The organism is Cellulophaga omnivescoria (genome assembly GCF_027915275.1).
Classification (GTDB): Bacteria; Bacteroidota; Bacteroidia; order Flavobacteriales; family Flavobacteriaceae; genus Cellulophaga; species Cellulophaga omnivescoria.
Genome location: NZ_CP115819.1, coordinates 2,981,497 through 3,001,478, shown reverse-complemented (window position 1 = coordinate 3,001,478; position 19,982 = coordinate 2,981,497). Strand labels below are relative to the sequence as shown.

The window sequence follows — 19,982 nt, the reverse complement described above, 5'->3', positions numbered from 1 at the left end:
GGAAGCTTTTTTTATGGTTCTATTTTATAGATTTTATATATTCGTAGAAACAACAATTAGCATATGTCCACCAAGGCAGAAAAAACCAAAGAATTTATCATTAAAACTTCTGCTCCAATATTTAGCAAACAAGGCTATATTGGCACCAGTATGAGTGATATTACTAATGCAACAGGCCTAACAAAAGGTGCTTTATACGGTAATTTTAAAAATAAAGAAGAAATTGCTTTAGCGGCCTTTAATTACAACACCACAAAACTCTTAAATAAAATAGATGAACGCCTAAATATAGAAGGAACATCTTTAGACAAAATATACAACCTTACTAGTTTTTATAGACAATATGCTGTTTTTACATTAGATATGGGAGGTTGCCCAATAATAAATGTTGGTGTAGACGCAGAATACAACAACAAAACACTTTCTAGTGCCGCTAAAGAAATTGTACGCACTATAGAAGGTAAAATTGCTGCCGTTTTAGAAACGGGTGTTAATAATAACGAATTAAAGTTACCTGTAACTCCATTACAATTTGCTAAGCAACTGTATACAATGCTACAAGGTTCTGTTGCAATGGCAACAATAACACAAGACCGCAAATACCTATTAAACACTGTAAATTACATTAACCATTTAATAGAAAAAGAGGTTAAGTTATAATTACGTTTAACTACGCATTTAAGTAAAAAAATAAAGGTATTGCTAATACATTAATGTATACTTTTTTTGCTAAAAATAAGTTATACTATATACAACCACATTAAAATAAAATAGTACACAAATGAAATTTTTAAAACCTACTCTTTTAGTGTTACTTTTTACCGTAACATTTGCGTGTAAAAATGATAAAAATAATGCAACAGATGAAGACTTAAACAATACAGTGTCTACATTTTATTTTATTAGGCACGCAGAAAAAGACAGATCTAACTCAGAGAATCAAGATCCAGAACTATCTCAGGAAGGTTTAGGAAGGTCTATTTTTTGGGCAAAGGTTTTTGAGCCTGTTGCATTAGATGCTATTTATTCTACAGAGTACAAAAGAACACAAATGACAGCTGCACCAACATCTGTGCAACAAAATATTTCTGTAACTAATTATGATCCAACAACAATAGAGCCTCAGCAATTTGTAACCGATAATTATGGCAAAAAAGTTTTAATTGTAGGCCATAGTAATACAGTTCCTAAATTTGTAAATGCCATTATTGGCGAAGAAAAATTTAATCAAATAGATGATTATGACAACAGCGGCTTGTTTATAGTAACCATAATAGGCACACAAGCCACTGCTGTAAAACTTAACCTAGATATTAGTAGACAATAATACTTTCTAATTCAATTTTAGATAATAGTTCTAACTCATTATTTTGGAACATTTTATCTATCTCTAAAATATTCATAGATTCAGATTTAGGTTTGTAGTTTTCATAATCTACAAACCTAATTCCGTTTACATAACGTTCATTATAAGCTACTCTAAAACGCATACCGCCATCATTAACAAAAAACTTATACGCTAAATAATCTGGTTTTGCTGTTTCTTTATTAAACCAATACAAGTAAGTATCCTCAAAATCTTCACCACCATTTTCCTCACTAAAAGTAACTTTAATTTTATAGTACTGCTTATTATTAATTGTAACTTCTCCTAAATATTCTTTATTAACAGCAGCGTCATTTAAACCATATGGCAAAAGGGCAAAATAAAAAACTGAATTAATAGCATTGTCATATTTACGAGCAGTAGAATCTGCAACAGTAACAATACTATCATTAACCAATCGTGTAAACTTATCAGCTTTTATATCTGTAACAATTGTAGAATCTTGCTTAAAAATACGCTTCATAATACGCTTGCCATTCTTTTGTAATAAAACATATTTTTTTTCTCTAAAATCAAAAGATAAATTTTTAGTTTTATACAAACTATCACCAGAAATTAATATTGCATTATCTACAATACTTTGTGCTGTAACTATTTTCTTTTTTTCATTCTTACAGGCTGCAAACGCAATTAGTAATAAGAAGAACATACTTTTTTTAATCATAAAATAAAATCTTTAGTGTATTAGTTGTAATGCTTATAAATTATTTACAAAGTTGGTTTAAAATATTCTATTTTTGCAGTCTATGATGCAGAAAAAAATCAATATTAAAAATAAAAGAGCTAGGTTTGAGTATGAGCTATTAGACACTTATACAGCTGGCTTAGTTTTGTCTGGTACAGAAATAAAATCTATTAGAGAAGGTAAAGCTGCTATTACAGAAAGTTTTTGTGAATTTAATGACAGAGGCGAACTTTTTATAATTAATATGCAGGTTGATGAGTACTCACACGGTTCTCACTATAACCACCAACCAAAAGCATCTCGTAAATTATTGCTTAACAGAGGAGAACTTAAAAAGCTAGAAAAAGAAGTTAAAAATACAGGTTTAACTATTGTGCCATTAAATTTATTTTTAAATGATAGAGGTTTGGCTAAAATTAATATTGCATTAGCCAAAGGTAAAAAACTGCACGATAAAAGAGACTCTATTAAAGACAGAGATAACAAAAGAGACTTAGACAGAATTAAAAAGAGTTTTAATAACTAGTTTTTATTTTCTAAAAGCGGTACAAATTTAAAAGATCCAAATTCTTGTTTCTCAAACTCTAGCTCAGATTTACGTACAAACAAGGTCATTATTTGGTCTTCTACCCCAACAGGTATCACTAACCTACCTCCTATTTTAAGTTGTGCTAATAATGGCTTAGGAACTATTGGTGCACCGGCCGTTACTATAATACCGTCAAAAGGAGCTTCTTCTGGATATCCTTTGTACCCATCTCCTAATATTGCCTTTTTAGGCCTAATACCCATTTTAGGAAAAAACAACTTATTTTTTTTAAATAACTGAGATTGTCTTTCAATTGTATAAACTCTAGCTCCTAATTGCAATAAAACTGCAGTTTGGTATCCGCTCCCAGTACCTATCTCTAAAATAACATCGTTAGGCTTTACCTCTAATAATTGCGATTGAAAAGCAACTGTGTAGGGCTGAGAAATAGTTTGTTCTGCACCTATAGGAAAAGCTTTATCTTGGTATGCATGGTCTTCAAAACTACTATCCAAAAACAAGTGTCTTGGAACCTTTTTAATAGCTTCAATAACTTTGGTATCTTCAATACCTTTTTCTATTAAAATGTTAGCCAAAAGATTACGCTTACCACGATGTTTTAAGGTGTCTTTCAAAAGTAAATATGGGTTTGGTTTAGATTACAAATTTAAGAATAAAAACAAGATTTTAAGGCAAAAATAAGCCGTAGATATAAAATAAAAATAAGTCTAAATTAAACTTATAAACTTAGTAAGCTTAGAACAAACATTATATGTATTTTTGGCAATAATTAATAATAAAATACCTTATGAGCATTGAAAGAGAATTAAACAAAAGAAGCCAAAATAAATGTGAACTTTGCTCCAACCCTGAAAATTTAAACCCTTACCAAGTTTTACCTTCAAAAAATAACGATTTACAAGACACTATATTTGCTTGTAGCACCTGTATTACTCAGATAGAAGACCCAGAACAAACTGATCCAAATCACTGGAGGTGTTTAAATGACAGTATGTGGAGCGAACAAATACCTGTACAAATTATTGCATGGCGTATGCTAAGTAGACTCCGTAATGAAGGATGGCCACAAGACCTACTAGATATGATGTACTTAGATGATGATAATTTAGAATGGGCTAAAGCTACCGGAGAAGGTGAAGACCCAGAAGATAAAATTGTACACAGAGATAGTAATGGTGTTATTATTAATGCTGGTGATAGTGTAGTACTTATTAAAGATTTACCGGTAAAAGGGTCCAGTATGGTGGCAAAAAGAGGAACGGCTGTACGTAGAGTATCTTTAGATCATGAAAATGCAGAATATATAGAGGGCAAAGTAGACGGCCAACAAATTGTAATTATTACCAAATACGTTAAAAAAATATAATTTTAGCAATACAAAAAAGTAAAATTACTATGTTTCATTTTTTTAGTAAAAAATATTTTTTAGTTGATTATCTAGAAGGGTATACAGATATACACAATCATATATTACCTGGCATTGATGATGGTGCAAAAACACCAGAAGAATCATTAGAAATTTTAAGTGGTTTTAAAGATTTTGGTGTAACTAAGTTTATATGCACTCCGCATATTATGAGTGGTTATTATCCTAACACCAATAAAAGTATAACAACCTCTTTAGCTTCATTACATAAAGAACTAAAAACTAAAAACATAAACGACTTTACAATAGATATTGCTGCGGAGCATATGGTAGATCCTTATTTTGAAGAGCTAATAGACACAAAAGAATATATGCCCTTAAATAATGATTACATATTAATTGAAATGTCTTTTTTACAAGAGTCAATTAATTTAAAACAAGCTGTTCAGAAGTTAAATAAACTCCCACTATCCCCTATTTTAGCCCACCCAGAACGCTATGCATTTGTACACAATAACTTTAAAAAATATACCTACTACAAAGAACTAGGTACATTTTTTCAGCTTAATTTATTGTCATTGTGTAATTATTACGGTCCTGATGTTCATAAAGCTGCTTTAAAATTGTTAGAGAAAAAAATGTATCATTTTATAGGTTCAGATGTTCATAACACCAGACAGTTAAAGGTGCTAAAAGAAATAAAGTTACAACGTAAAACAATAGAATTACTTAAACCTGTAATAGAAAACACCCACTATAATTTTGAATAAAAAAAGTCCCAGTGAAAAACTGGGACTTTTTATTTTAATATTCTTGCTAGCATTATTTTTTAAACAAATGCCACCAACGTTTTTTATTTACTCCATAACCATAACCATACTTACCTCCATAGCCTAAATCTGCTTCTGGAACATCATTAACTATAAAGCTTAGATTATTAATTTTACCTTCTTCTTTTAAGTGAATAGGGTGCTGAATAACCTTATTTTCTGTAGAACCAGCTCTGGTAACGTACAATAACTGATCTGAATACTTACTTATTAATAATGTATCTGTAACAACTACCATAGGAGCAGTATCCACAATTACGTAATCATACGTTTCGGAAACTTCTTCTAATAGTATTCTCATTTTATCACTCATTAGTAATTCTGCAGGGTTAGGCGGAATTTTACCTGAGTAAATAATATCTAATCCTGTTTCACCATACACCGTTGGCTTTACAATATCCTTTATTTTAATATCTGAAGTTAAATACTCAGTTAAACCAGTATTTTTAGTACGCTTATTCCCTTTTTCTTCTGAAGCATCAAAAAATGTATACAATTTAGGGTTTCTAATATCTGCACCAACTAATAATACCTTTTTTTCTGTATTAGCAAATATAAGTGCCAAGTTAGATGCTAAAAATGTTTTTCCCTCTCCAGATACACTAGAGGTGACATAAATAATGTTGTTCTTTCTTCCATTATTTTTAGATTGAATAAGATAATCTATATTCGTTCGCAAAATCCTAAAGGATTCTGCCAAAACAGATCTATCATTTTTATTAACTAACGAAGCATTTTTACCCATACTTGGTATTTCTGCCAAAACAGGGGTAGAACCTACTAACTTTTCTAAATCTAATTTGTTATGAATTTTGTTATCCAATAAATCATTTGCATAAATTATAGAAAATGGAATGAGCATACCCATAATTAAAAATGCCAATAATATTACTGGTTTTTTAGGTGAAACCGGAAATTTTGTAGGGTTGTATGCGGCATCAATAATTTCACATTTAGGACTGGTAGAAGCTGCTTTTATTTGAGCTTCTTCTCTTTTACGAATCAAATATTGATACAACGCAGCCATATTGTCTTGATCCCTTGAAATTTCATTTAGAGCTCTAGAGTTTCCTGCTGTAGAATACAGTCGAGAATTGGATTTAGCTAGTTGCTTGCTTAAATTATTAGCTCTTACACTGTAATTACTTACTACACTTTTTAAATTAGAGACTATATTACTCTTCATGCTATTCATTTGCTGTGTAAGCTGAATAACATCTGGATGGGATTCCCCAGTACTTTCCAACAGCCTTTTACGTTGCATAGCTAATTGATTATAACTACCAACAGTACCTTGCACGGCATTATTATCTAAATTTGAAACAATTAAACCATAACCTGATTCATTAGAAATAGAATTTACCATCGATTCAGCAATATTTAACTGAACCGTTGTTGCTTGGAGTTCTTGCTCACTTTGCGCACTAATATTCATATTTAAATTTGACTGTGAAGCAATATCCGTTATTCCTCTACCCTCCATAAAGTTTTCGGCAGTGGAATCAATCTCTGTTAAACTAGAATATATTTTAGAAATTCTATTATTGATAAATTCTGAAGTTTTATCGGCTAAGTACTTTTGATTAGCAATTGCATTATCATTATACGTCATTATTAACGTATTCAAAATATCTCTACCTTTTTTAGGATTAGTACTATTAATACTTAAATTAAGTATACTAGATTTCTTTCCTATCTGATTTATGTTAACTTTCTTTTTATAGATTCCTGCAACATCTTCTATTGGTAATACCGTAACTCTATATCTTGAACCAATATAATTATTAACAATATCTTTTTTTGAAGAAATAACTACATCACCAATCTCTGTATTTATTGTAGAGTTAAACTCATATGTTTTTGATGGTTCATCTTCAGATTCAGTAAATCCAATTTTAGTTTCAGAAACAATTTTTATTAGAAAACTACCTTTTTGCTTATAAAGAACCGAGTCTAAACTTTTAAATTCTAATGAAAAAGGATAAGGTGATTGATATACTTCTGTATCTATTACGTTGCCTATGGTCTCTATTTTAATATTTAATCCTAACCTTTTTACAACTTGCATAAAGTTTGATCTAGAAACAATAGACTCAATTTCGTCTTCTACATTATTTTTACCTCCAGACAAAATATCTAAATCCTGAAAGGCACTCAATTCAGATGATTGCGTATTATCCTCTACTATTTTAATTTTTGCTGTAGCATTGTATTCTGGTATAGAGTATCTAATTTTAAAAAAAGCTAAAACTGCAGCTATTATAATAGCTAAAGCAAACCATTTCCAGTGTTTAAGATACGAATTAATAACTAACTTAAGATCTAATTTATTATCCGTATTCATTTTTAAGTTATTCTGCATTAAACTGTAATAATTTTAATTACGAGTTATTAATAAAACCGTTGATGTTATTAGGACTGACGCTATTGAAACAATAATTCCTGCTCTACTATCTTGATTAGATGAATTAATGGCTGACTTATTAGGTTCTACATAAACAACATCATTTTGGGTTAAATAGTAAGCAGGAGAATTAACTGCATTTTTTGAAGTTAAATCTATTCTAATATAATTACGAACTCCATTAAAATCGCGCATAACTAAAACATTATCTCTTCTACCTTTTATTTTTAAATCTCCTGCCAAACCAAGAGCTTCCATAATATTAATACGTTCACCATTAACTTTATATGTGCCAGGCCTGCTAACCTCTCCGTTAATTGTTACTTCAAAGTTTTTTAGTCTAATATTAATAATTGGATCTTTAATGTATACTTCTAATTTTTCTCTTAAATCATTACGTAATTCATTAGGAGACAAACCTGCAACTTTTATTCTTCCAAGAATCGGAAAATCAATCATCCCCTCTAAATCAACTAGATAATCTACCTGCTCTGCCGTTATTCCCCCTTCTTGAGCACCACGATATAAATTAAAAGGTCTTCCAGCCTCTGGCGTTTTTCCTGAAACAAAAATACTTATTAAATCATCTACCTTAAATTTAGTTACAAATACGTCCTCATTTACTATTGTTTCGTAATTTAAAGCATCCTGAAAATAAACGATATCTTTTTTTGATGCACAAGACATTGTTAAAATAACAATAGATAGTGCCACAATTTTCATAGAAATAAACCTAGAGATTTTCATAATTGATTTTAGTTAATGTTAGTTAGTATATTTTTTTCTTCTTTTTTTTGTTTCTCAATGTCTACCTTACAGAGATCAGAATTACTTGAAATAAATTCAGGAACAATATCTTTCATTAAACTTATGGTGTTAGATTTAAAAAACATATTATTTACACATAACTCATCAATTAATGAACGAGTTTTTACATAATCTAACTCTCTCACCTTACTAATCATAATTTTTTTATGGTATGTAGGCATTGTATTTTCTCCGTTGGCTAAAAGTTCCTCGTATAATTTTTCACCTGGTCTTAAACCTGTAATTTTAATATCCATTTCTTCTGGATATTTTAATCCACAAAGTTTAATCATATTTTTTGCCAAATCAAATATTTTAACAGATTTCCCCATATCAAATATAAAAATCTCACCTCCTTCTCCCATTGCTCCTGCCTCTAAAACCAACTGAGAAGCTTCTGGTATTGTCATAAAAAAACGGGTAACATCCTTATGAGTTACCGTTAAAGGTCCTCCCTTATCTATTTGTTTTTTAAATAATGGAATTACAGAACCATTAGACCCCAAAACATTACCAAACCTTGTAGTTATAAATTTAGTTTTATTTTCTTGCTGCATACAACTAATATACATTTCTGCAATACGTTTTGTACCTCCCATAACATTTGTAGGGTTTACAGCCTTATCTGTAGAAACAAAAACAAATTTATCTACATTATGTTGCACAGATAAATCTGCTAAAACTTTAGTTCCAGCAACATTAATTTTTATTGCTTCGTAGGAATTGTATTCCATTAGAGGAACATGTTTATAAGCTGCTGCATGAAAAACAATATTTGGTTTATATTCGTTAAAAAGATAATTTAATCTGTTTTTATCTCTGATGTCACCAACAATTGGAAAAAAATTATGATACCCATTTTGTTTCAATTCTTGCTGCAAATCATATAAAGCAGACTCAGCCTGATCTATAACAATTAAAGATTTATAATTGTACTTGCATATTTGTCTAACTAATTCACTACCTATAGAGCCTGCTCCACCAGTTACAATTACTACTTTATCTTTTAACTCACCAGATATTTTAGAGTTTTCAATATTTATCGGAGCTCTATCTAATAAATCTTCAATTTGAACCTGTTTTATTTGTGAAAACTTTAGCTCTCCATTTATCCAATCTTCTACAGGTGGTACAATTTTAACTTTTACAGGAAAGTCAACCATACTTTCTACAAGCTCTCTAAGTGCGGTTGGATTAATATTCTGAATTGAAAAAATAACTTCAGAAATACCATTATTTACTAAAAATTCTTCGTTTAAATCATCTTTAGCATAAACATTAACTCCGTTAATACTTTTACCAACCTTTTTACTGTTATTATCTACATAACCAACAACTTTAACATTAGATTTTGAGTGGTTGGTAATAGCGCTGTGCGTAATAATACCTGATTCGCCAGCTCCATATATCAAAACTCTTTTTGTGTTATGCAAACTTTTGTTAACAATACTATTATACAATGACTTAAATAAGTACCTAGATGCAGACAATGCTAAAAAAGCAATTAAACTATGCACTATAATAATTTGTAAAGGTATAGTAGTCCAACTAAATAAATCTAACTTTTTGTTAGCTAAAACCAGTAAAATCATTAAAATACTGGATAAACAAATTGCATTAAAAATATTATATACATCTTTAACACCGGTATGCCTAACCACTCCCTTATAAGAACCTGTTATTAAAAAGGCTAATGCCGCAACAACAGCAACAATGGGAATTTGAAAAGGTAACTGAGCTACATCAAACTCTAAAGTTAAATTGTATCGTATTAAATATGATAGTATAAATGCAACTACCATAATTACAATATCAATTGCTAGCACAAGCCACTTAGAGGCATATCTAGTAACATTGTTATTTAAGTAATTCTTAATCATAAAAACTGAGACTTAATTTTATTTACTACTCTTATTAAATCTTTTTGTTCTAAGTTAGAACCGCTAGGTAGGCATAAACCTCTTTCAAAAAGATTTTCAGAAGTTCCGTCCATATAACTTTTGCAATCCTTAAAAACTGGCTGTAAATGCATAGGTTTCCACAACGGACGAGACTCTATATTTTCTTCCAATAAAGCTAATCTAATTTTTTCTCTAATTTCAAAAGATGGAGTTAGAATACAACTTAACCATCTGTTAGAGTAATAACCTTCAGGTTCATTTAAAAATTCTATTTCCTTTATTGAATGTAAATTATCATAATAAAACTGATAATTGGATCTTCTAGCGGATACTCTATCGTCTAGAACCAACATTTGTCCACGACCAATACCTGCCAACACATTACTCATCCTGTAATTATATCCAACTACATTATGTTGGTAATGTGGTGCTTCTTCCCTGGCTTGTGTAGCCAAAAAAACTGCCTTATTTTTTATTTCCTCATCGTGGGCAATTAATGCTCCTCCTCCAGAGGTTGTTATAATTTTATTTCCGTTGAAAGAAAAAATTCCAATTGTACCAAAACTTCCACATTTTAAATTATTAACAGAACTTCCCAATGCTTCTGCACTATCTTCAATTACAGGAACGTTATACTTATCTGCTACCTCTTTTATTTTATTCACTTTATATGGCATTCCATATAAATGTACAGCTATTATTGCTTTTGGTTTTTTTCCATTTTCAATTCCATCTTTAATGGCTTTTTCTAAAAGCTCAGGTGAAATATTCCAAGTTTCTTTTTCACTGTCCACAAATACAGGATTAGCCCCCAAATACTTAATTGGGTTAGCAGATCCAGAAAATGTAAACGTTTGACATATTACATCATCACCATTAGAAACCCCAAGGATTTCTAATGCTAAATGTATAGCTCCCGTTCCCGAACTAAGTGCTGCCACATATACATTATCATTTACATAATCAGAAATGGCTTTTTCAAAAAAAGTAACATTAGGCCCAAGAGGAGCTATCCAATTGGTATCAAAAGCTTCTTTTACAAATTTTTGTTCATCACCTCCCATATGGGGAGAAGACAACCATATTTTACTTAGTTCTGGCATAGTGTTTATTTACTAGTAATTGTGTAATTTAAAAACAAAACATTTTAATCAAATTTATTGCAATTTCACTCAACATCATACAACTATACCATTAATTCGGTAAACATGTATTTAAATCGATTAAATACTATCTATTGCATTTATAAAAAGGTATAGTTAAACACTAATATTTACCAAAATATGTAGTTTAAAATTAAAGAGCTTATCATTTTTTTAAATATTTGTAAAAGTACCTAAGACAACAGTATTAATTAACTATTCATCGGAAAATATAATTTTTTACATAAAAAAATAGTTTCTTCGTAAACTCTAATAATTAATTTTCTCACTAAAAAACAAATGAATATAAAATCATTAAATTTAGATTCTAACTTACATATTTTAGTCACTGGAGGCGCTGGTTTTATTGGCTCAAATTTATGTGAATCATTATTAATAAATGGAAATAAAGTAACTTGCTTAGATAATTTTGCTACTGGAAAGAAAGAAAATATTTCACCTTTGTTAGACCATGTTAATTTTAAATTAATTACAGGTGATATCCGTAATATAGATGACTGTAAACTTGCATGTAAAAATGTAGATTACATACTACACCAGGCCGCCCTTGGATCCGTACCAAGGTCTATTAACGACCCAATCACCAGTAACTCTGTTAACGTATCAGGATTTTTAAATATGTTAGTTGCTGCTCGTGATGCAAAAGTAAAAAGGTTTGTTTTTGCTGCCAGTTCTTCAACCTATGGAGACTCTATTGAACTTCCAAAAATTGAAGAAAATATAGGTAAACCTCTTTCCCCTTATGCTATTACTAAATACGTAAATGAGTTGTATGCAGATGTATTTTCTAAAACGTACGGCTTAGAAACCATAGGTTTAAGGTATTTTAATGTTTTTGGAAGAAAGCAAGACCCAAAAGGGGCTTACGCCGCTGTAATTCCAAAGTTTGTAATGCAATTTATGGCCCATGAATCACCAACAATTAATGGTGATGGATCTTTTTCCAGAGATTTTACGTATATAGATAACGTAATAGAAATGAACATAAGAGCACTAACAATAAATAACAAAGAAGCCCTTAATACAATTTATAATGTGGCTTATGGTGAACGAACGAATTTAAATGAGTTAGTAAATATATTAAGAGATTATTTAAGTGAATTTGACCCTAAAATAAAAAATATAGAAGTTAATTATGGCTCCACTAGACAAGGTGATGTTCCACATTCCTTAGCTTCAATAAAAAAAGCAGAAAAATATTTAAGTTACAATCCGCAATTTGACATAAAAAAAGGGCTAAAAGAAGCTGTAACTTGGTACTGGAAAAATTTAAAATAGAAAAATGAATTTAACAATTATAGGAACTGGATACGTTGGATTAGTTAGTGGAACTTGTTTTGCTGAAATGGGCAATAACGTAACCTGCATAGATATAGACTCAAAAAAAATTGAGGGTTTAAAAAATGGTATAATACCAATATATGAACCTGGCTTAGAGTCAATAGTTAAACAAAATATTAAAAATAAAACTTTACACTTTAGCACAGATTTAAAAGAAAGTTTACAAAAATGCGACATTGCTTTTATAGCCGTAGGTACACCAATGGGGCAAGATGGTTCTGCAGATTTAAAATACGTATTACAAGTAGCTAAGGAAATTGGTGAACATATGACAAATTCTTTAATTGTTGTTGACAAATCTACTGTTCCTGTCGGTACAGCAGACAAAGTAAAAGCTACAATACAAAAAGAACTAGACAATAGAAATGTAAAAATAGATTTTGATGTAGTTTCTAACCCCGAATTTTTAAAAGAAGGAGATGCCATAAGTGATTTTATGAAGCCAGACAGAGTTGTTATTGGCTCTAATTCAGAAGAAGCAACAGAAAAAATGCGTCAGTTATACAAGCCATTCTTTAGAGTTACCACAGATAGGCTTATAGCTATGGACGTAAGATCTGCAGAAATGACTAAATATGTTGCTAACGCAATGCTTGCAACTAAAATTTCTTTTATGAACGAAGTTGCAAATATATGTGAGATTATAGGTGCTGATGTTAATAAAGTTAGAATAGGAATAGGTTCTGACAGCAGAATTGGCTACAGCTTTATTTATCCAGGAAGTGGTTATGGAGGCTCATGCTTTCCAAAAGATGTAAAGGCTTTGCAAAAAACTGCCATAGAACATGGCTATAACCCTAAGTTAATTGAAGCCGTAGAATATGTTAATGACAAACAAAAATTAGTTATTGCCGATAAAATCATAAATAAATACGGCTCTAATTTAAAAGGCAAAATATTTGCTGTATGGGGTTTATCTTTTAAACCTGGTACAGATGATATGCGTGAAGCTCCTTCAATATACATTATAAAAAAACTTACAGAAATGGGTGCTAAAGTTCATGCATACGATCCAAAAGCAATGGATGAAGCAAAACATTTTTATTTAAAGGATGTAGAAAATATAGAATACTTTAGTTCTAAATATGAGACTTTAAAAAATTCTGACGCTATGATTCTATTAACTGAATGGAAAGAATTTAGATCTCCAGATTTTGAAGAGTTAAAATTACAATTAAAGGAACCTGTAATTTTTGATGGTAGAAATCAATACAATGATGAGTTAATGAAAAATAGAGGGTTTGAATATTACCAAATAGGAAAAAAAACAATTTAATTACTAAATATATTTATGCCAAAAATTGCAATTATAGGTCTAGGCTATGTTGGGTTACCTTTAGCTCGTTTATTTGCTGTTAAGTACCCCGTTATTGGTTTTGATATCAATAAGGAAAGAGTTTTAGAATTACAAACTGGTATAGACAGTACTTTAGAAGTTGACAACAACGCTCTGAAAAAAGTTATATCTAACACTCCTAATTTATCTAATACTGGTTTATTTTGTAGTAATAATCCAGAACATATAAAGGATTGTACTCATTATATTGTAACAGTACCTACACCTGTAGACAAAAATAATAGACCAATTTTAACACCTTTATACAAATCTAGTGAAACAGTAGGAAAAGTATTAAAGAAAGGTGATATTGTAATTTACGAATCTACTGTTTACCCTGGAGTAACAGAAGAAGAGTGTGTTCCTATTTTGGAAAAATACAGTGGTTTAAAATTTAATATTGATTTTTTTGTAGGATATTCTCCTGAACGTATTAATCCTGGAGATAAAGAACACACCGTAGATAAAATATTAAAAGTTACCTCTGGAAGTACTCCAGAAATAGGCATAGAAGTTGACAAACTGTATAAATCTGTTATTACTGCCGGTACTCATTTAGCCCCAACAATAAAAGTGGCTGAGGCTGCAAAAGTTATTGAAAACTCACAAAGAGATATTAACATAGCATTTGTGAATGAGTTAGCTAAGATTTTTAACCTCATGGGTATAGATACACATAATGTATTAGAAGCTGCTGGCACAAAATGGAATTTTTTACCTTTTAAACCTGGTTTGGTTGGTGGGCATTGCATTGGCGTAGATCCCTATTATTTAGCTCAAAAAGCACAAGAATTTGGATATCATCCAGAAATTATATTATCTGGGAGGCGTTTAAATGATGGTATGGGAAATTATATTGCTTCTGAGATTGTTAAATTAATGATCCAGAACGATATTAAAATAAAAGGCGCCAACATTTTAATACTTGGTATAACTTTTAAAGAAAATTGTCCGGATGTACGTAATACTAAAGTTGTAGATGTTATAAGAAACTTAAAAACTTATAGTGCAAACTTAGATATTTATGACCCTTGGGCTTCTCCCGAAGAAGTTTATAAAGAATATAATTTAGAAACAAGTAAAAAATTACCTAATAAAACTTATGATGCAATAGTACTCACCGTTGCACATAAAGACTTTTTAACTATTGATTTAGATAAACTAAAAAATAAAAATGGTATTATTTACGACGTAAAAGGAGTACTAAAATCTAAAGCAAATAAAAGACTATGAGTAATTAACTCATAGTCTTTTCTATTATAGTTTTATAAGCATTATCCGGTAATAAATTTTGCTTCATATAATCATATCCATTTTCTCCCATTTCTTTTCTTAAATCAGAATTCTTATATAGTAATAAAAGCTTATCTTTTAACTCATCCGTCTTTCCAGCTTCTGCCCAAACTCCAGAGTTAATTTCTTCTAAAATGGTACCAAAATCTGTTTGCAAATCTACAGAGGCTAAAACTGGAATTTTATTTCCATAATAAGATAATACTTTTGATGGAAAATTTGGAATTGTAAAATCTTCGCTCAAAGATATTAATCCAACATCAGCAATACGTAACAAATTATTATAATCTGCCTTAGGTAATTTATTTTCTAAAATTACATTTGGTAATTTTAAATCCTTAGCCATATTAAATATTTTTTCCTTTTCAGTGCCTGTACCAATGATAAAAAATACAATATCAGGATAATCAAGACAGTTTTTAGCTAAATTTATAATGTTTTCTAACTTTTGTGGCTTACCTATATTTCCACCAAAAATTAAAATAAACTTATCTTTTAAACCATATTTACTAACTAAAGAATCTAACTTAATTTCTTCCTTATAAACTGGAAGATTTTCCCAGTTTGGCAGTAAATGTAGTTTTGAGAAATCCATAGTAGGATTATGTTCCTTAACATAGTTTACATTAGCTGGTGACATACACCCAATACTGTCTGACACAACATAAAGCGCCTCTTCTTTTTTTCTAAAATAATTATGAAATAGACCTTTGTCTTTCATCATATTTAAATCAACAGCATTCTGAGGAAAAATATCTCTTAAAATTAAGTATAATTTACCTCCTGTTTTTTTCTTTAACCATGACGCTACAGGGGTTAACGTAATTGGCGGAGTTGGCATTAAAATTAGATCAAAATCTAACTTGATATTATTATTTATTAGAGCCTTTTTATACTGTCTTGCTAACAATAAATTTGCAATACCTTTTTTAATAGCTCCTACATTAAAAAGGGGTAACGTTTTCACTCTTAAAACCTTAACACCAGCTTCTTGCCTAAAACCTACATCGTCTTTACTGGCTGCTGGGGCTAAAACCAAAACATCATGACCTTTTGTACAAAATTCACTAATAAGGTCTGTATAGATATTGGTAGATTTAGATGCGTTGGGAAAACCAAGCGCAAGAAAGATAATCTTTTTCATTTCTACTTATTTAGACCAAACTACTCTGTTAATATAATCTACGTAAGAAATAATTATGCGAACAACCTTGTCACTAACGTTAGGCATAGAATAGTCTGCCACTTGCCTAAAGTTACGTTCAGGATTTCTTTTTTGCACTTCTAAAGCTTCTAAACCTTGTAAAATACGCTCTGGGTTTAAACCTACCATCATTACAGAAGCTTCTTCCATTGCCTCTGGTCTTTCATGAGCTTCTCTAATATTTAATGCATTAAAGTTTAAGATAGATGACTCTTCAGATATAGTTCCACTATCAGACAATACAGCAAAAGAATTGTATTGTAAAGCGTTATAATCTGAAAAACCTAAAGGTTTTAAAAATTGAATATTTTTATGCGTTTCCATTTTTTTAGCATCTAACATATTCCTTGTTCTAGGATGTGTAGATACAATAATTGGATAATTGTATTTTTCTGCTATCTGATTTAAAGAAGTAATTAAACCCTCAAAATTTATAGGGTTACTTATATTTTCTTCTCTATGAGATGAAACTACAAAATACTTCTGCTTTTCTAGGTTTAATTTTTCTAAAACGTTAGAGGCTTCAATTTTAGATCTAAACTGATCTAAAACTTCAAACATTGGGCTACCTGTCTTAATTATTCGGTCTGCTGGTAAACCTTCTCTTAGCAAGTATTCTCTAGCAATATCACTATATGTTAAGTTTACGTCTGCTACGTGGTCCACAATTTTACGGTTTGTTTCTTCTGGTACACGTTGGTCAAAACACCTGTTACCTGCCTCCATATGAAAAACAGGTATTTTACGTTTTTTAGCAGGTATAGCACATAAACAAGAGTTGGTATCCCCTAAAACTAAAAATGCATCTGGCTTAACTTCTTCTAAAACTGGATCTATTTTAATTAAAATATTTCCAACTGTTTCGGTAGCGTTTTTACCTGCGGCATTTAAAAAATGATCTGGTTTTCTTATTCCCAAATCATCAAAAAATATTTCATTTAATTCATAATCATAATTTTGTCCTGTATGTACAAGAGTATGATCTATAGCTTGGTTAGCATCTAATGCATTTAAAACACATGCTAATCTTATTATTTCTGGTCTTGTTCCTACTACTGTAAGTACTTTTAGCTTTTTCAAAATTTATAAATTTAAATTAGATACTATTAAACGTTTACAAAATATGTGTCTGCATCGTCAGGATTATAAGGTTCATTTATCCAAAATAATGTAATTAACTCTTCTTCTCCTATATTTTTTATATTGTGTGTATACCAAATTGGCATATCTACATAAGCTGGTTCGTTACCATCTAGGTAATAATCTATAACTTCATCAGTACCAATTTTACGTAATTGTATTAATGCCTTACCACTAATTACTGCAAAACGCTCTGCTTTTCTGGTATGAAAGTGATTTCCTCTGGTAATACCCGGAACCGTTGTAGAAAATGAAAATTGCCCACTAGTTTGTGTTCTAGCAATTTCTACAAAACTACCTCTAGGGTCTGTATGTTTTGTATACTTAACAGGGTAATGGTCTATAGGAACGTAACACCTAAATGTATTAAACAATGCTTTTTCAAATGTTTCTTCAAGACTAGGGAAAACACCATTTTCAATATAATCTCTTTTATATTGTTTTAGTAAATTTAGTATTTCCGAAACTTTTTTAGTGTGTGGAGCAGCAATAGCTACTTCTGAAACATTTTTACCAATATTAATGGTGTTTTCTGCCTTACTAGATATTGCATCTGTAATAACGTCAACAAGCTCATTAATATATATTAAGTTTACGTCACTATCATTAATAATTGTAGGTTCCTCACCTCTAGCAATTTTATGGCAAAAAGTAGCCACAAAAGAATTGTAGTTTGGTTTGCCAAAGGGTCCAAAAACGTTTGGTATTGTTAATGATGTAAATTTACCTCCAGTACTTTTTGCCCATTGTATAAACTTTTCCTTTCCTTCTTTTTTAGATTTTCCGTAAAGATTATCCTTTGTTTCTTGTGATGATGACGAAAAAAGAATGTGTGGCGTTACATTTTTAACTTTACAAGCTTGTAAAAGGGTATCTACTAAAGCTGTGTTTGTGTTATAAATTACATTTGCATCATCATGTCTGTTCATAGCTGCTAAATGTACTATCACGTCACAAGATGCTACAAAGTTTTCTAATTTTTTTTGATCGGAGAAAAAAGCCCTTTCAAAAGGTACTAATGTTACACTTTCATCTAAAGATAAAGTGTTGTATAAGTGATTTCCAACAAAACCGGCTTGACCCGTAATTCCAATTTTTTTCATGGTAGTGTTTCTTATAATTATTGGTTAATAGGCCATTCTTCTAGTTTAAATCTAAAATCATCTGCAACGGATTCTTCTACAGAAAAGTTAGAGAAAACTAATAATGTAGCATTTTCTTCTTTCGCCTTAAAAGCTGTTGCATAACCACCTGTTATATGTAATATTGAAGGTGAATTAGCTGACAAATTGACTTCTGAAATATGATCTTCACTTTTATTTTCTGCATTAACTGTATTAAAATAAGTCAACGGAACCAAATAAACCGTGAAAGAGCCTGCTGAACAATAAAACCATTTATGTTCTTTAGCATGCCCTTGCCACCCTCTAATGTTTGTTGTAGAAGAAGGAGATATTTCATACATCCTTACAATTTCTTTTAAATTAAACTGATTAAAGAAGTTTAATTTACCTCGTTCATCTATATGAGAATTACCAGCTATAATATTATGTGAAATCATTTATAGATTTTCCTTAATATAATCTAAATTTAACAAGGTATTTTTAAGCTCTTCATTGGTTAGTCTTGTTGTATTATGCGAATGATAATCCTCTATAGTACTAATATCTGTTTCTCCTTCCGAGAAATAACGACTATAGTTTAAGTCTCTATTATCTGCCGGAATTCTATAAAACTCACCCATATCCTCTGCCTTTTGCATTTCTTCACGCGTACAAAGAGTCTCGTATAACTTTTCACCGTGTCTGGTACCAATTACCTTAACCTCATTATCTACATTGTAAATATCCTTCATTGCATTGGCCAAGTCACCTATAGTACTTGCTGGTGCTTTGTTCACAAATAAATCTCCTTGATTACCATTGGTAAAAGCAAAAATCACAAGATCTACAGCATCTTCTAAAGACATTAAAAAACGTGTCATATTAGGATCTGTTACCGTAAGTGGCTGTTTTTCTTTTATTTGATTAACAAATAAAGGTATAACAGAACCTCTAGACGCCATAACGTTACCATACCTAGTTAAACAAACAATAGTATTGTTATCTGGAATGTTTCTAGACGCTGCAACAGCAACTTTTTCCATTAACGCTTTGCTAATACCCATAGCGTTAATTGGATAAGCGGCTTTGTCTGTACTTAAACAAATAATACGTTTTACATTATTAGCAACAGCAGCATCTATAGCATTTTGCGTACCAAAAACATTAGTTTTAGTTGCCTCTAAAGGAAAAAACTCACATGATGGTACTTGTTTTAAAGCTGCTGCATGAAACACATAGTCTACACCTTTCATAGCTCTGTTAATACTATCAAAATCTCTTACATCTCCAATGTAAAATTTAACTTTTTCGTTTTTTAGTGTATTACGCATATCATCCTGCTTTTTTTCATCTCTAGAAAAAATGCGAATTTCTTTAATATCTGTTTCTAAAAAACGGTTTAATACCGCGTTTCCAAAAGATCCTGTACCTCCTGTAATTAATAATGTTTTACCTTTAAACATGTTAGTGTT

19 protein-coding genes are annotated in these 19,982 nt (G+C 30.4%); 8 read left to right on the top strand and 11 right to left on the bottom strand.

Annotation, left to right across the window (positions count from 1 at the left end):
• Positions 1 to 63 precede the first annotated feature (63 nt).
• Positions 64 to 660 carry a TetR/AcrR family transcriptional regulator gene (locus PBN93_RS13260; protein ID WP_077402344.1) on the top strand — a complete coding sequence of 199 codons (597 nt, stop codon included), beginning with the start codon at positions 64 to 66 and terminating at the stop codon, positions 658 to 660.
• Between the two features lie 121 nt (positions 661 to 781).
• A complete protein-coding gene (locus tag PBN93_RS13255) occupies positions 782 to 1,327 on the top strand; it encodes a histidine phosphatase family protein (protein ID WP_077402341.1) in 546 nt (181 codons plus the stop codon).
• Here the strand turns inward: PBN93_RS13255 and PBN93_RS13250 are convergent.
• A complete protein-coding gene (locus PBN93_RS13250; protein ID WP_245799605.1) occupies positions 1,314 to 2,051 on the bottom strand; it encodes a DUF6503 family protein in 738 nt (245 codons plus the stop codon). The genes PBN93_RS13255 and PBN93_RS13250 overlap by 14 nt on opposite strands.
• An 85-nt stretch (positions 2,052 to 2,136) precedes the next feature.
• On the opposite strand from PBN93_RS13250, the gene smpB reads away from it, so the two are divergent.
• On the top strand, positions 2,137 to 2,598 hold the full coding sequence (gene smpB, locus PBN93_RS13245; RefSeq protein WP_171974485.1) for an SsrA-binding protein SmpB: 462 nt from the start codon (positions 2,137 to 2,139) through the stop codon (positions 2,596 to 2,598).
• Here the strand turns inward: smpB and PBN93_RS13240 are convergent.
• Positions 2,595 to 3,236, bottom strand: a complete 642-nt coding sequence (locus PBN93_RS13240; protein ID WP_077402335.1) for a protein-L-isoaspartate(D-aspartate) O-methyltransferase — start codon at positions 3,234 to 3,236, stop codon at positions 2,595 to 2,597. The genes smpB and PBN93_RS13240 overlap by 4 nt on opposite strands.
• Before the next feature lie 173 nt (positions 3,237 to 3,409).
• On the opposite strand from PBN93_RS13240, the gene PBN93_RS13235 reads away from it, so the two are divergent.
• Complete coding sequence (locus tag PBN93_RS13235) at positions 3,410 to 3,988, top strand: PhnA domain-containing protein (RefSeq protein WP_077402332.1); 579 nt, start codon at positions 3,410 to 3,412, stop codon at positions 3,986 to 3,988.
• A gap of 29 nt (positions 3,989 to 4,017) precedes the next feature.
• Complete coding sequence (locus tag PBN93_RS13230) at positions 4,018 to 4,758, top strand: tyrosine-protein phosphatase (protein ID WP_077402329.1); 741 nt, start codon at positions 4,018 to 4,020, stop codon at positions 4,756 to 4,758.
• Between the two features lie 52 nt (positions 4,759 to 4,810).
• Here the strand turns inward: PBN93_RS13230 and PBN93_RS13225 are convergent, their stop codons facing one another.
• The 4 genes from PBN93_RS13225 to PBN93_RS13210 are packed head-to-tail and all read right to left on the bottom strand — an operon-like array spanning position 4,811 to position 11,033.
• Entirely contained in the window at positions 4,811 to 7,180 is a 2,370-nt protein-coding gene (locus PBN93_RS13225) for a GumC family protein (RefSeq protein WP_245799604.1), read from the bottom strand.
• Positions 7,181 to 7,195: 15 nt separating this feature from the next.
• Positions 7,196 to 7,969 carry a polysaccharide biosynthesis/export family protein gene (locus tag PBN93_RS13220; protein ID WP_077402322.1) on the bottom strand — a complete coding sequence of 258 codons (774 nt, stop codon included), beginning with the start codon at positions 7,967 to 7,969 and terminating at the stop codon, positions 7,196 to 7,198.
• Positions 7,970 to 7,977: 8 nt separating this feature from the next.
• Complete coding sequence (locus PBN93_RS13215) at positions 7,978 to 9,909, bottom strand: polysaccharide biosynthesis protein (RefSeq protein WP_077402319.1); 1,932 nt, start codon at positions 9,907 to 9,909, stop codon at positions 7,978 to 7,980.
• Positions 9,906 to 11,033 (bottom strand): DegT/DnrJ/EryC1/StrS family aminotransferase, encoded by a 1,128-nt coding sequence (locus PBN93_RS13210; protein ID WP_271080854.1) that lies wholly within the window; start codon positions 11,031 to 11,033, stop codon positions 9,906 to 9,908. Before PBN93_RS13210 ends, PBN93_RS13215 begins: the two co-directional genes overlap by 4 nt.
• A gap of 339 nt (positions 11,034 to 11,372) precedes the next feature.
• Here PBN93_RS13210 and PBN93_RS13205 point away from each other — a divergent pair, with 339 nt between their 5' ends.
• The 3 genes from PBN93_RS13205 to PBN93_RS13195 are packed head-to-tail and all read left to right on the top strand — an operon-like array spanning position 11,373 to position 15,003.
• Complete coding sequence (locus PBN93_RS13205) at positions 11,373 to 12,371, top strand: SDR family oxidoreductase (protein ID WP_271080853.1); 999 nt, start codon at positions 11,373 to 11,375, stop codon at positions 12,369 to 12,371.
• A gap of 4 nt (positions 12,372 to 12,375) precedes the next feature.
• Positions 12,376 to 13,710, top strand: coding sequence for a UDP-glucose dehydrogenase family protein (locus PBN93_RS13200; RefSeq protein WP_271080852.1), 1,335 nt, complete (start codon positions 12,376 to 12,378; stop codon positions 13,708 to 13,710).
• A gap of 15 nt (positions 13,711 to 13,725) precedes the next feature.
• The gene (locus tag PBN93_RS13195) at positions 13,726 to 15,003 is read left to right on the top strand and encodes a nucleotide sugar dehydrogenase (RefSeq protein ID WP_271080851.1); all 1,278 of its coding nucleotides are present in this window, start codon (positions 13,726 to 13,728) and stop codon (positions 15,001 to 15,003) included.
• A 4-nt stretch (positions 15,004 to 15,007) separates the two neighbouring features.
• On the opposite strand, the gene PBN93_RS13190 is transcribed toward PBN93_RS13195, so the two are convergent.
• From PBN93_RS13190 to PBN93_RS13170, 5 genes are read right to left on the bottom strand one after another with little or no spacing between them, the layout of a single operon-like run.
• A complete protein-coding gene (locus PBN93_RS13190; protein ID WP_271080850.1) occupies positions 15,008 to 16,207 on the bottom strand; it encodes a glycosyltransferase family 4 protein in 1,200 nt (399 codons plus the stop codon).
• A 6-nt stretch (positions 16,208 to 16,213) separates the two neighbouring features.
• The gene (gene wecB / locus PBN93_RS13185) at positions 16,214 to 17,347 is read right to left on the bottom strand and encodes a non-hydrolyzing UDP-N-acetylglucosamine 2-epimerase (RefSeq protein WP_271080849.1); all 1,134 of its coding nucleotides are present in this window, start codon (positions 17,345 to 17,347) and stop codon (positions 16,214 to 16,216) included.
• A gap of 26 nt (positions 17,348 to 17,373) precedes the next feature.
• Positions 17,374 to 18,510, bottom strand: a complete 1,137-nt coding sequence (locus PBN93_RS13180) for a polysaccharide biosynthesis C-terminal domain-containing protein (RefSeq protein ID WP_271080848.1) — start codon at positions 18,508 to 18,510, stop codon at positions 17,374 to 17,376.
• 17 nt (positions 18,511 to 18,527) lie between these two features.
• Positions 18,528 to 18,968, bottom strand: coding sequence for a cupin domain-containing protein (locus PBN93_RS13175; protein ID WP_077402296.1), 441 nt, complete (start codon positions 18,966 to 18,968; stop codon positions 18,528 to 18,530).
• Positions 18,969 to 19,973: a polysaccharide biosynthesis protein gene (locus PBN93_RS13170; protein ID WP_077402293.1), complete on the bottom strand. Its 1,005-nt coding sequence runs from the start codon at positions 19,971 to 19,973 to the stop codon at positions 18,969 to 18,971.
• Positions 19,974 to 19,982 lie beyond the last annotated feature (9 nt).